The sequence below is a fragment of the Streptomyces sp. TLI_146 genome (assembly GCF_002846415.1).
Lineage (GTDB): Bacteria > Actinomycetota > Actinomycetes > Streptomycetales > Streptomycetaceae > Streptomyces.
Genome location: NZ_PJMX01000001.1, coordinates 1,857,387 through 1,870,360, shown reverse-complemented (window position 1 = coordinate 1,870,360; position 12,974 = coordinate 1,857,387). Strand labels below are relative to the sequence as shown.

Below are 12,974 nucleotides of genomic sequence, written 5' to 3'. Positions count from 1 at the left end.
GTGGCGTGGTCACCGGCGATGCATAACGGGTAGTTCGGGTCGTACGTCATGGCTCCCCCTGCATCCAGGGCCGCAGCAACGGGAGACGGGCAGCTCCCGCTGCTGCGGCGCTTCGGTTGGCGGTCAGGGACTGGCGTGCGGTGGGGCTGCGGGCAGGAAGTGGGCCGGGGGGTGATCGATCCGGACGTCGGGCCGCCAGGCGGTGAGGCACTGGGCGGTGCAGTCGAAGAGCCTGTTGGGCAGGACTGTCAGCCGCCACGAGCGCCAGGACCCGATGGTCGGTTCGCGGTCGTGTGGTTCACCGCGCCAGCGGGTGACCAGAACCGGAACGGTGACCCGCAGCACTCCGTCCACGTGATCCAGGAGGGTGCCCAGCACACGGGCATCGCCGGCCTCGGCAAGGAGCCCGGCTTCCTCGGCTAGCTCGCGCACGGCGGCCTGCGCGAAATCCTCGCCGGGTTCGACGGAGCCGCCGGGTGCCTCCCAGGTTCCACGGGCATGGCGGCCCAGCAGAATGCCGTGCGGGCCGTGGACGAGGACTCCAACGCCGACGGCGGCGTGAGCGAGGGGAGGTCTGGTGATGCGGGGCCGTGAGGTGGGGATGGGCGGCCGATGCGCCTGAAAGAGGCGGTAGGAGACGGGACTGTCCGGCTGTCCGGAGTCCAGCACAGTGATCGAGTCGACGATCAGCCCGTTCTGGACCAGCAGGTCCTCCCACAGGGATGGTTCGAGCACCCACATGTGGACCGTCCGCTCCTCGCCGCTGTGGGGCAGGCGGAGAGTCTCGGGACGGGAGGCGACGTGGCAGGAGGGGCCGGTCCCGTCCGAGGTCGTGTGCAGGGTGGTGAAGACGAACTGGCCGCCGGGGGCGAGGGCGTCGGCGAGGACGGGCAGTAGCCGGTCGGGGTCGAGATAAGGCAGTCCGTTGACGGAGTAGATCACCTCGTACGGATCAGCGTCAGCGAGGTGGCGCACCGCGTCGGCCAGGACGAACTGGAGCCCGGGCAGGGTGCCGTAGCGGTCGGTGGCGCGCTGGTGCTGGCTGGGGGAGGCGTCCACGGCGTCGACCAGCGCCCCGTGCCGGGCGAGGTAGGCGGCGTGCAGGCCGAGCCCGGAGCCCAGGTCCAGAAACCGTCGGCCATGGAGATTGCCGAGGATCTCGACACCCGGGCCGGTTCCGGCGTTGCCCCACTGCCACTGGGCCAGGTCGGGGATGTCGGGGCGCCGCTGGAGCTGATGCTGGCCGTAGGCATGCCAGGTGTCGGCGTTCGCCTGCTCGGCGCCGTTGTTGGTGAGCCGGGTCATGCGTGAGGCTCCTTGCTCGCAGTTGAGGGGCAGGCCAAAGCGGGTCGTCGGTCTATCGGGCTCCGCTCTGAGGCCAGGGGCGTGGGGTTCACGAGGGCTCCGTTACGGAGGGGGAGTTGGGGCGCGGAAGCGCAAGCGGTGCGGTGGGGGCGTATTGGGCGGCCTGAGTGTGGAACATGGCCGCGTAGCGGCCGTTCGCGCTGATCAGCTCCTCGTGGCTGCCGGACTCCACCAGGCGCCCTTGGTCTAGGACATGAATGATGTCGGCCTGGCGGACGCCGGACATGCGGTGGGTGACCAGGACGACTGCGCGGTGCGGGCCGGCGAGGCGGCGGATGCGGTCGAACGTTTCGATCTCGGCTTCGGGGTCGAGCGCGGCGGTCGGCTCGTCCACGATCAGGAGGTTGTCGGTCTGGCAGGTCGCGCTGCGCCAGTGGGCCCGTGCGACACCGATCCGCTGCCACTCGCCCCCACTGATCTCCGAGGCTCCGCGGAAGACGCGGGCCAGCAGCGTGTCGAGACCGTGCGGGAGCTTGGCGATGACGGCTGTCGCTCCGGCGTAGTCGACTGACCCCTGGAGCTCGTCGCGGGTGGCGGGGTGGTGCGGGCGGCCGATCTGGATGTTGACGGCGGCGGTCATCGGCCATTGCTCGAAAGTCCTGGGTGAGCAGGCTGACCCGGTCGAAGACCTGCGTGCGGTCCAAGTCGGTCAGATCATGCTCGCCCCACCGCACCTGGCCGCTGTGCGGAAGGAGCAGTCCTGCGAGCACCTTCATCAGCGTCGACTTGCCGGAGCCGTTCGCCCCGACGACGGCGACGACCGAGCCGACCGGGATGGAGAGGGACACGCCGTCCAGAGCGGGCTCGTCCCGGTCCGGATAGCGGTAGCTCACCTTGTCGAGCACGACCGCCTCCAGGTGGGCAGGAACGCTCAATCCGCCCGGAGGGATGGAGCGGCGGGACGCCTCGGCGAGGAACCTTTCGTGGTCGAGCACATACAGGGACTCTTCGTGGAGCTGGTTGATGTTCATCACCAGCGCGCCCAGGGAGGCCGAGCCGGAGCGCACGGCGATCACTGCGGTCCCGGCGACGGCGAGTTCCATGTGCCCGGCCAGGATCAGCCAGAGCATCACGCCATAGGTGGCGGCCTTGGCCAGGCCCGACAGGCCGGCGGCGACGAGCTCGGTGAGCGCCTTGTTGTCGGCAAGGCGCCGCTGCTCGCTCTCGGCGCTCTCAGCCATCGTCCGGTAGCGGTCGAGGAGGAAGGCCCCGACGTGGTGCAGCCGTACTTCCTGCGCGGCCCGGCGCGCGGTGAGGAGATCCCCGATCAGACGGCTGGCCCGCAGGTGCTCAACCCAGGTGAGTACCGATACGTAGCGCTCCTGGGCCACGCGCATCGCTCCCCACCCCCGTGGCGCCGCGATCAGCAGGAGCATCGGCAGCAGTACGGGATGGAGCACGGTGAGCACCCCGGCTGTGGCGATCAGGGAGATGGTGCTGTTGAGCGCGGCCACGCAGGCGCTGATCATGCGGCGGGCTGAGGACGGTGCGTACTGGGCGATGTCTACCAGGCGCCGGAACTCGGGATCCTCGATGGCTTCCAGCTCGACGGCCGTGGCCGCCTCCAGGTACTCGACGGTCGTCATCCGCTCCACCAGCGGCTCCAGCCGTCCCGCCCGCGAGGTCGACCAGCTGGCGAGGAGCGAGGTGGCAATCGCTGTGCAGGACACGAGGATCAGCGCGGGCAGCGCCGTGTGCAGACGGTCGACGGGGGCGCCCGTACCGAGCAGGGCATGCATGAGGGAGTTGACCGCGAGGAGACTGGCTGCGGCCGCGATGCCCTGCCCCACCTCGCTGATCCCCACGCTCAGCAGCGACTGCTGGTCCGCCCGCCAGGCCCTGCGCAGTGTGGCGCCCACCAGGCGGGGCATCGCCCGGATCGCGGTGATCATCGTCAGGTGCAGGCGGGCCCGCTCGTGCTCCGACCAGCCCATGTCGTAGCGCAGCGGCCCGCCGAACAGCTCCTGTTCCGCCGCCGACACCGTGGGTTCGTCCATGCGGACGCGTTTAAGGAACCGCTTCATCCCGCACCCCCACACAGGGAGGCGGGGACGGTGATGTTCGCCCGCAGGCTTCCCGCGACGAAGTGCTCCAACAGGGCCGTAGAGACGGGGTGGCAGTCGGCGGGCGGCTCGCCCGGGTCCGCCCACACGAGTTCGGTGTGTCGATCGGGCTCAGCGTTGTGAGGATCGCCCGACCAGCGCTGCGTGGTGAACAGGAAGACCAGACGCCGCTCCAGGTCTTCGATCTGGAGGTGCGCGGCGCAGCACAGTTCGAGGTCGCCCGGATCGATGTGCACGCCGACCTCCTCACGTACCTCGCGTCGCGCACCGTCGTCGTACCACTCGTCACGTTCGAGACGTCCGCCGACGAGCGTGAGCTGCCCGCGGTACTCCGACGCGGCCCGGCGCAGCAGCAGAACCCGGCCGTCCGTGCGGTGCAGCACCACGACGACGTCGACCTCGCTTCGGTAGACGCTGCTCATGCGCACACCCCCCTCGGCCCCTCAAAGCAGGAAACGGAGCTGTGGCCGCATCGGCTGGTGCGCGGGAGAAACGCGTGGGGCGAAGACTGATCAGAGGTGCGATGGGTGCCGGGCTGTTCGAGGAGCATCTGCTGACGTTCGAGCTTTCGCTGAGTGATGGTGTGGTGCGTATGCAGACGCATGACGCCTCCTCGTTGACGTGACGCTCGGACAGGTGCTCGGACTAACGGCCCCCAAGGGCGCACGTTCGGGTGGGAAGAGGGCGAACTCTTCGGGCTCATGTGCGGTTTCGTTCTCTGGGCCTTGGAGGGCTTGAGCCGGGGCCCGTTCGATCACGCCAATGGGTGTCCGAGTGCGTGCTGCACACGATCCGGGGATTGCGCGGCACTGTGTACGGCGCGTGGGAGACGGTCGTTCAGACACGGTTCGCGGTTCCTTCGGAGACTGGCTCAGCGGATCTGGGTTTCACGGCGGAGGGTGTGCCAGCTGCGGGTGTAGCCGTTGCGGCCGAGGTAGGGGCTGGTGAGGATGTGGTGGATCTCCATCCACTGGTTCAGTCGGTCCGGAGGGACGGGGTACGGAACGTGCCGGTTGTAGGCGTTGATGGTGCGGCGGGTGAGCGGTGCTGGGAGCGGACCGTAGGTCATGGCGGTGGTGACGATGAGCTTGGCCAGGTCGTAGCCGAACGGGGCGAGGGTCAGGTCATCGAAGTCCACCGCGATGATCCCCGTGGGGGTGTGGAGGAAGTTGCGGGGATTGGCGTCCTTGTAGAACGCGGCGGGCTCGTCGGCGGCAGAGGCCACGAGGTGCCCGCCCTCGCTAGCAGTGAACACCGCCCCGGGGACGTTCCCGGTGGCCAGCAGCGCGCGGACGCGCCGGATACGCGGGGCGGTGAACGGCTCCAGGGGCCCGACGTCCGGCACAGTGCAGCCTTCGCCTAGGCGCGCGCTGGTCAGGAATCTCTGGTGGGCGGCGGTGTGCGCCCGGCCGAGGAGAAGGGCGGCCTCAGGCAGCTGCTCGGAGACGAGGTGGCTGCCGTTCACGCGGGCGAGAACTAAGTGGCGGCCGTGGCGGGCAAGGACAGGGGCAACAGGCATCCCGAGCTGGGCCAGCCACGTCTGGTGGGCCTGGGCCTGCTGAGCGGCCGCCGGTGTGCGGTACGTCTTGATGAACTCCACGCCTGTCCCTCCTCACTCGGCGGGAGCGGCAGCGACCAGGTAGCTGACCACGGACGCGGTCGTCACGGGCCCGTCGGGCAGGGCCTGGCGGAGCCGGTCGGTGAGGGCTGCGGCGTTATTGGCCAGGCCAGGCGGCAGCTGGTACTTCGGCGATGTCGCGAGGTAAGCCGCCGTGTGCGCAAGGTCGTGGAACTGAAACCGATGGGTCTCGTGTTCGACTGTCTTGACCTGGAGCACACCCTCGACGGTGGAGCGGAGATTGGCACTGTTGAACGCGGCGTAGAGGCTGGGCCGGGCCTCGGCATGCGGGTCCAGGCCGGCGCGGACTATCAAGTGGTCCAGTGACCGGTAGCTGTCTGCGGACTTCGTCGCGAGGATCACCGTGCCCCCCGGGGTGAGGCAGCGGGCGATCTCGCGCACCACGAGCTCGGGTCGCGGGGAGTGGTACAGGCAGAACGCGGCCACGGCCAGATGGGCGGTGTGATCGTGCAGGGGAAGGCGGTGGAAGTCGGCCTGCACGGTCGCGCCAGTCAGGCCGTGCTGGTGGAGCCGGGTGCGGGTTGCGGCCAGCAGCGCGGCGGACGCGTCGATCGCCACGATGCGCGGGCGGGGCAGGGCCTGGGCCAGAGCGACGGTCGAGGCGCCCCGGCCGCAGCCGATGTCCACGACCGTCGCGCCGGGCCGCGGCAGGGCGTGTGCCGCATGGGCGGCGACGACCTGCGCTGCGGGGCGGCCGCAGACCTTCGCCGCTAGGAGCGCCTGGGTGCGTTCGGCGAGCCGCTGCTGGGTGCGGTAGAGGCTGCCGGTGGCGAGCCGGGAGTCCAGGAACGGGGAGAAGTCAGACACTGGCAGCCCCCCGGCGGGACGGGCTGCCAGTTAGGCGGCCTGCGTCTTGGTGAGCCGGTCCAGGAGCTCGCGGGCCTGGCGGCGGCTGGTGACCCGGTGCACGGCCGCGCCAGTGGCGTGCTCGCTGATCAGGTCCCGCACCCGAGGGGCCATCGACTTGCGGTAGCCCCACACGTAGCGGATGAAGCCCCAGTTGATCCGGTCGTACACGCCGGTCGCATCGTTCTGGCCGCCTCCGTAGCGCAGGCGCCGCTGGGCGATACCCCACAGGCAGGCCCAGGCCGGAAGGTCGAGGAAGATCACCGTGTCGGCGCGGCGCAGCCGGATGGGGAGCGTGCCAGCGTAGTTCCCTTCGATGACCCAGGCCGGTGCGGCCACCAGCTCCTCCTGGATGGCGGCGAACTTCTCCGGCGGCAGGGTGTTCCAGTGGTCGTCGTAATACACGGCGTCGAGATGGGTCACTTGCGCGTTGATCAGAGTGCCGATCCGCTTGGAGAGGTACGTCTTGCCGCTGCCGCCGCAGCCGATGAGGGCGATGCGCTTCATAACGGAAGAAGCTACCGAGCCCAGCGGGGGCCATGTGGCCACATTTCATGATCATTACCCCGAATCAGTTCAAGACCGTGTCGATGGTGTCGAGCTGCCGGGACAGGCGGAACGGGTCCAGCCTGCGCAGACACTGCGCCAGGAGCCGGGCGCGATCTTCACCGCCGAGGACGGCGAGACGGCGGGTGATATCGGCCACGTCGGCTCCGTCCCGCGCGTGAAGCTCCTCAGGGACGACCGTGGCCGCGGACCGGTAGCGGGCGGGGGTGATCGGCGCGCATCCGGTCAGGACCGCTTCGAAGATCCGCTGGGTGTACTGACCGGTGGCGAGGTAGCGGTCCGGGGCAAGGAGGACCGTGGCGTGGGCTGCCTGGTGCATGCGGATGCCGTGGCGGAAGGGGACGCGGCCGAGGAAGGTGACGTGCGGCCAGCGCCCGGTGTCCGCCCATTTCCCCGCAACCTCGTGCGGCAGGTCGTGAGCGGCGGGCGCGAAGTATGTGGTGAACGCGTCCGTACGGCCGTACTCGTTGCCCACGTAGACCAGGGCCAGGTGCCGTGGATGGGCGGCGAGCACGGAGGGTTCAGCCTGATCAAGAACCTGGTCGGCGACCGGGAACAGCAGACTCTGTGCGCCGGGCCGGGGGTGGAGGGCTGGTTCGCACACGGTGACGTTTCCGCCCTGGCGCAGTGCGTCGGCCGGGTGGAGCTGCTGGTCCTTGTCCCACAGCAGGGCCGGGGTGCCCCGCTGCTCGACGTAGTGGCTCACGAGCTGCTGCTGGCGGTGCAGGTCGCAGGTGTGGCCGGGGGTGCCGCACGGGGTGTCGTTGCGGCCCGGGATGGGCCAGCGCCACTCCAGGAACAAGGCGTCCAGCTCGGGCAGCCCCGCATCCCACACGTAGGGGCCGGGCACGGGCCGGTGCGCTTCCAGGGTGTCCCGGTCGGCTTGGAGGAACACCACCTGGTGCCCGGCGGCGACCAGGCCGTCCACGAGGGTCTTGCGGTGGCTGCGGCCGCCGTCGGGGGTGTCGGTGATCCCGTCGCCGAGGAACCCCCAGTGGCTGTATCCGATCTTCATTCCTCTGCCTCCTGGACCCACCAGTCCTCCAGCAGCAGGGCGTCGATCCCGGATTCGGCGAGGCAGTCCAGGGCCTGGTCGGGGGTGCCGCAGATCGGCTTGCCCTTGATGTTGAGGCTCGTGTTGATCAGCACGGGGGCGCCGGTGATCTCGTGAAACGCGCGCAGCACCGCGTCCAGGAACGGGTTGCGTTCGGGGGTGAGGGTCTGGATGCGGGCGAGACCGTTGGCGTGGACGATCGCCGGGATCGTCTCGCGGGCCAGCGGCGTCACTCCGCTCGCGAACGACATGTAGGGGGCTGCCTGGCCCAGGGTGAAGTAGTCGGCCGCCTTGTCAGCGAGCACGACCGGCGCGAAGGGGCGGAACGGCTCGCGGAACTTCACGCGGGCGTTCAGCCGCCCCACAACTTCAGGACGGAGCGGGGAGGCAAGTATGGAGCGGTTGCCCAGGGCGCGCGGCCCGGCCTCCAGCGCGCCCCGGAACAGGCCGACGATCGTCCCTGCGGCCAGCTCGGATGCCAGATGCCGGACGGCGTCGGCCGGGCGGTGGGCCCACATCCCGGGGCGGGGCCGCTCGACGAGGGTGATCCCGCTGAACGCGGGCCCCAGGTAGCAGGCATCCTGGATCCCCTCCACCTGGGCCGGGGTGTGCCGCTGCCACACCGACAGGGCGGCGCCCGCCGCCGTGCCGGCATCCCCCGGAGAGGGTGGCACGAACACCTCGTCGTATCCGGCCTCGGCCACGATCCGTCCCAGGCTGACGCAGTTCAGGGCGACCCCGCCGCCCACGCACAGGGCACGCTGCCCGGTGCGGCGGCGGGCGCGGCGGGCCAGGTGGACCATGACCTGCTCGGTGCGCTCCTGGAGGGCTGCGGCCAGGTCCGCGTGCACCTGCGCCACCTCTTCTTCCGGCGCGCGGGAAGGGCAGGTCGCTTCCACGAACTGGGCGGACAGACGCGGGTAGCGGCTGGAGATCACCCGCAACGGGAACCAAGCCGGGTTCAGGGCGAACGCCTCCTCGGTGAGGACGATCGCCTGGGCGAACAGGTCCCGGAACCGTGCCGGATCACCGAGAGCGGCGAGTGCCATCACCGTCCCCTCCTCATCACCGCGCCTCCAGCCCAGGTGCTCGGTCACAGCGCCGTAGGCGTAACCGAGGGAGGCCGGATCGTGCAGCGACCACCGCTGATGCATGTGGATGCCGCCGGGCGTGCGTCGAGCGGAGCACATCGAGGTGGTGACGGTCTCGCCGAGGCTGTCCACGATCAGCACGGCCGCTTCCTCGAAGGGGGAGGCGCCGAATGCGTACAGGCCGTGCGCGCGGTGGTGCTCGACGCCGTGCCGACGGGCGTGCGGGAAGTGCTCCCCGAAGCCGTGCAGCCGCTGGGCGGCCCGCCGGGTCACCGTGAAGAAGCTGCGCGCCCTGGGCACGGCCCGCCGCGCCGTGGCCGGCCGAAGGTGGCCCAGTGGGAGTGCGCCAAGTAGGTAGAGCCGGGGGGCGAAGTTGTAGGCCACGTCGGTCACGTCACCGGGACTGATTCCGGCCGTGTCCAGCAGCCAGTCGACAGCGGCGGCCGGGTACGCCTTGGTGTGCTTGATGCTGTTGAGGCGTTCCTCCTCGACCAGGCCGACCAGTCGCCCCTCCGTGATCAGCGCGGCTGCCGAGTCGTGCGTTCCCGAACACAGGCCGAGCACCACGGACTTCATGCCGTCTCCCGCCCTTCGAGCTTCGTGTACCAGGAGTTCAGGCCGTCGGTCAGGACACCGTGAGGCGGGGTGATCATGTGCCTGGCATCGGCCCGGTCACCCCCCTTCCAGACCCGGTAGCTGCACATCACCCGGGCAAACTCCGCCCACGCCCCGGACACCGCTCCATCGTTGGTGATGCCGGATAGCAGGGGGCCGAAGTCCTCCCAACCGATCGCCAGCGGCTCCATGGCCTGGCTCGGCACGGGCGCGGCTGGCAGCCTCCGGGCGGCAGGGAGGTTGGTCTCATACAGGTGCAGGGAGTCCACGTGGTGGTGGTAGTGCCCCAGCTCAGCTCCGACCCAGTGAGCCATTAGCTCATGCAGGATCGTTGCGGTGAACAGGTCGTAGCAAAACCCGAGCCACAGATCCTGGCTGCGCATCGTGGTGTGCATGTCCAGGCGCCCACTGCGCACGTAGAAGCGGTAGTTGAGGGTGCACGGGATGTCGCTGTGGTGGGGGATGTCCCGGCCGGGGTCGTAGAGCTGGATCAGAGCCCGGCGGGAGTCGGGATCGGCCAGCAAAGTTTGCCGCACATGGTCGATCTGGTCGCAGCCCGGCTTCCAGGCCCGCATCCGCGGCCCGTACGCGCCGCGCAGACGTCCCGCCTCGGCATACTGGGTCATGCGCTGGTTGTAGGTGCAGATCCACGCGGCGTCGGCGCCGGATAGGATCCACACCGCTTCGGCGGCGGCGAACGCCGCGTTCAGGATCCGCACCGGCGGCACGTTCACCAGGCGTCGGCGCGGTTGGGTCAGCGTAAGGTGCGCGCCGATGACCTCGGTGGTGACCAGTCCCCGCGGCTTGACCGCCTGGCCCTCGGCCAGGACCGCGGTGCAGGCGGCGGTGAACAGCTCGTTCGCCGACGAGGCACAGACGTTGATCACAGCGTCCCCCCTACGGCAGCAGCGCCGAGCGTGTCGCGGGTCCACGCCCACTGCCGGGCGATGCCCTTCGTCAGCCGGATACGCGGCCGGTAGCCCAGGAGGGACGCGGCAAGACGGGTGTCGGCCTCGGTGCACTGCGGGTCGCCCGAACGCGCCGGAGCCTCTGTCAGGGGCACCGGGGTGCCGGTCACCTTGCGCACGGTGTCCAGCAGTTCCCGCACCGATACGGTCTGCGGTCCCGCCACGTTCACGACAGTGCCGTTCAGGTCCTCCGTGGCGGCCCGTAACAGCGCATCGACCACATCGGCGACGTACGTGAAGTTCCGGCGCTGGCTGCCGTCCCCGTACAGCCGCATCGGCTGACCTGTGCGGACCGCGTCGAGCATCCGGAAGATCGCCATGTCGTCGCGCTGCCGGGGCCCGTACACCGTGAAGAACCGCAGCCCTACCGACCGCGTCGCCGCACTTTCCCGCAACGCGTAAGCCAGAGCGAGCTGTTCGCCCGCCAGTTTCGACACCCCGTACGGCGACAGCGGCGCCACCGGCCCGTCCTCACGCGACGGCTCGGTGTTCCGGCCCCCGTACACGCTGGACGACGACGCGGCCACCAGCCGGGGCACGCGCGCCCGCTCGCACTCCTCCACGAGGTGGTGGGTCGCGGCGATGTTGTCGTGGATATAGGAGAGGAACGCCTTGCCCCACGATCCGCGCACGCCGGTGGACGCTGCGAGGTGGAACACCACGTCCACGCCGGTCAGCAGGTCCCGCAGGCGCGGGTCGGTCAGATCCATGTGCTCGAACGTGAACCCCGGCTGACACATGGCCCCGTGGAGGTTGCGGGCCGCCACTAGGTCGGCGCTGGGGGACCGCCGGTCGACGCCGGTCACCGCCCAGCCATCGGCCACCAGCGCGTCAACGAGATGAGAGCCGATGAACCCGGAGGCTCCCGTCACCAGCGCGGTCCGGCCCCGCGAGTTGCCGTCTAACGCCGCCTTCTCCACGTCACTTTGTCCGGGCGTCTTGTGCTTCTCGGCGGGTGGGGCGGGAGAGGATTGCGACGCCGAGAGCGGGGTGGGTGGCTGGTCCTGGCTGTCGTGAGGGACGTGGAGTTGTACCGGCCGGAGGAAGGTTCCGGCTATGTCGGGGTCGGCGAGGTGTAGTGGTTCCACGGTGCTCCTTCGTCAGGGAAGTCGCGCAGGGAGTGGTGCCGAGGGCGTCGGTCGGCCTCGGGGGAACCGGCCGACACCCTCTTGTCCGCCCGTGGCCGACTGCCTGGGTACGTACGCGGGCGGACGCTTCGCGGCCGTCGGTGGGCCAGGGGGACCGCGACCGACCGGGTGACCAGTCATCGCATCGGTTCCCGCTTGCCGCGAGGCCGACCGCTCACCCCGCCGCTCTCCCGCCAGTACGACGCCCTCGGGTGCGATGTACAGGCGCGGGCGCGGTGTTGCCGCCGTTGCCGGGCAGGGGATGGACGCCTCGGCTTCTGCGAGTGTGGGGGGCACGTCGAACTCGGCCCACACCTTCTTGCCTCCCGGCGTGCGACGCCAGCCGGAGCGGCTGGCGAAGACGTCCACCAGGAGCAGCCCGCGCCCGGACTCCGACTCCGCGACATCGCCGATGTCCGGGCAGACCGGAAGTTCCTCGCTGCCGTCGTGCACGACCAGGATCAGCCGGTTCTTGTTGAGGGCGAGGCGGACGGTGACCGGGCCCTGCGCGTGGGTCAGGGCGTTGGTGACGAGTTCCGAGGTGACCAGCTTGATCGCGCCGTGCTGGTCCGCCTCCAGCGTGACTCCCCAGGCAGCGATCTGCGTGAGGACGCGGTTTCGGGTGCGGGCCAGGTCGGCGGTTCCGGACACGTGGATTCGGACTTGGTGGGAGGTCACGACGCGGTCTCCTCGGGTGCCCGGTCGGGAGTGCGGGGGGCGGGACGGAATCCGGTGGGCAGGGGGGTGAGCTGGGGGAGCGGCTCGCCCAGGGCGCGCCACATCAGGCGGTCCCCGGTGTAGCTGGTGCGGGCGTGCAACCAGCGGCTGTTGTCCAGGAGGTAGCCCTGCCCGGCCTGGAGCGGCAGGGTGAGCTGGTGGCGCTGGATGGCGGCGCGCAGAGCGGGAAGGTGGGGTTCGACGAGCGGACTCCAACGCGCCAGGGCGTCCAGGCGTAGCCGCAGGGAGACGCGTCCCTCGGCGCGCGGGGTGAACACCTGCGAGGCGTGGCCGTCCCCACCACCGAAGAACGCGGTGTGCCGGGTGGACAACAGGTCCAGGGCATCGGGGTGGTGGGCGGCGAGGTCTGCGTGGACGGCCCGTCCATCGGTCAGCAGGCACTCGCCGCCCGTGGCCGCCGGGTATGCGCACACCAGAAGCATCAGGCGAGGCGGCCTGGGGATGCCGGAGCGTTCGGTGTGGGGGGCGAGCTCGCTGCTGGTGAAGCCGCCGTACCCAGCCTGCTGTGTGTCGCGGCGGGTGTCGTAGATCGTGGTCAGCCCGTCCCGCGCGTCGCTGTCACGGTGGGCGGTCACGCGCATGATCCGGTCGGCGAACGCCGTGACGGACGAGCGGAGCACCAACCGGTCCACGCTGACCAGCCCGGTCTCCCGCAGCCGCTCCGCGAGGTCGTTCACGGACAGCGTGGTGGCCGGCTGGAACGGTGGGGCGGGAGCACGCAGGGCGTGGGCGTGGCTCATCACGGAACTCCTTCGCTGGATGGCTGACCCACTGTTCGCGGCCAACTGGCAGGCGGTAAAGCGACTGATTGTCGACTCGGGCAAGTCGGGCAGAATGCATCGGAGTTGAGGACGGCGTGCTACGTTCCGATCGCCCCTTGCACGCGCTGCTGGACGAGGAA

Annotated in this window: 11 protein-coding genes and 1 pseudogene; all 12 read right to left on the bottom strand. The window is 70.2% G+C overall.

All coding sequences use genetic code 11. The features are described 5' to 3' along the window. Positions 1-123 precede the first annotated feature (123 nt). The 12 genes and pseudogenes from BX283_RS08560 to BX283_RS08505 all read right to left on the bottom strand — a co-directional run bounded on the left by BX283_RS08560 (position 124) and on the right by BX283_RS08505 (position 12,813). Complete coding sequence (locus BX283_RS08560; protein ID WP_101387044.1) at positions 124-1,305, bottom strand: bifunctional class I SAM-dependent methyltransferase/NUDIX hydrolase; 1,182 nt, start codon at positions 1,303-1,305, stop codon at positions 124-126. Positions 1,306-1,393: 88 nt separating this feature from the next. Next, positions 1,394-3,389 (bottom strand): annotated as a pseudogene (locus BX283_RS08555) (ATP-binding cassette domain-containing protein). Beyond that, complete coding sequence (locus tag BX283_RS08550; protein ID WP_101387043.1) at positions 3,386-3,850, bottom strand: NUDIX domain-containing protein; 465 nt, start codon at positions 3,848-3,850, stop codon at positions 3,386-3,388. Before BX283_RS08550 ends, BX283_RS08555 begins: the two are co-directional and overlap by 4 nt. Positions 3,851-4,299: 449 nt before the next feature. Next, complete coding sequence (locus tag BX283_RS08545; RefSeq protein WP_101387042.1) at positions 4,300-5,028, bottom strand: phosphotransferase; 729 nt, start codon at positions 5,026-5,028, stop codon at positions 4,300-4,302. Between the two features lie 12 nt (positions 5,029-5,040). Further along, positions 5,041-5,874 carry a class I SAM-dependent methyltransferase gene (locus BX283_RS08540; RefSeq protein WP_101387041.1) on the bottom strand — a complete coding sequence of 278 codons (834 nt, stop codon included), beginning with the start codon at positions 5,872-5,874 and terminating at the stop codon, positions 5,041-5,043. A gap of 30 nt (positions 5,875-5,904) precedes the next feature. Next, a complete protein-coding gene (locus BX283_RS08535; protein WP_101387040.1) occupies positions 5,905-6,420 on the bottom strand; it encodes a topology modulation protein in 516 nt (171 codons plus the stop codon). 64 nt (positions 6,421-6,484) lie between these two features. Continuing rightward, positions 6,485-7,495, bottom strand: a complete 1,011-nt coding sequence (locus BX283_RS08530; RefSeq protein ID WP_101387039.1) for a hypothetical protein — start codon at positions 7,493-7,495, stop codon at positions 6,485-6,487. Then, on the bottom strand, positions 7,492-9,201 hold the full coding sequence (locus BX283_RS08525) for a carbamoyltransferase C-terminal domain-containing protein (protein ID WP_101387038.1): 1,710 nt from the start codon (positions 9,199-9,201) through the stop codon (positions 7,492-7,494). The genes BX283_RS08530 and BX283_RS08525 overlap by 4 nt, the downstream gene beginning before the upstream one ends. Continuing rightward, on the bottom strand, positions 9,198-10,127 hold the full coding sequence (locus tag BX283_RS08520; protein WP_101387037.1) for a thymidylate synthase: 930 nt from the start codon (positions 10,125-10,127) through the stop codon (positions 9,198-9,200). Before BX283_RS08520 ends, BX283_RS08525 begins: the two co-directional genes overlap by 4 nt. Next, positions 10,124-11,296, bottom strand: a complete 1,173-nt coding sequence (locus BX283_RS08515) for an NAD(P)-dependent oxidoreductase (RefSeq protein ID WP_257582272.1) — start codon at positions 11,294-11,296, stop codon at positions 10,124-10,126. Before BX283_RS08515 ends, BX283_RS08520 begins: the two co-directional genes overlap by 4 nt. Before the next feature lie 12 nt (positions 11,297-11,308). After that, positions 11,309-12,013 (bottom strand): ATP-binding protein, encoded by a 705-nt coding sequence (locus BX283_RS08510; protein WP_180357107.1) that lies wholly within the window; start codon positions 12,011-12,013, stop codon positions 11,309-11,311. Further along, complete coding sequence (locus BX283_RS08505) at positions 12,010-12,813, bottom strand: TauD/TfdA family dioxygenase (protein ID WP_101387034.1); 804 nt, start codon at positions 12,811-12,813, stop codon at positions 12,010-12,012. Before BX283_RS08505 ends, BX283_RS08510 begins: the two co-directional genes overlap by 4 nt. Positions 12,814-12,974: the final 161 nt, after the last annotated feature.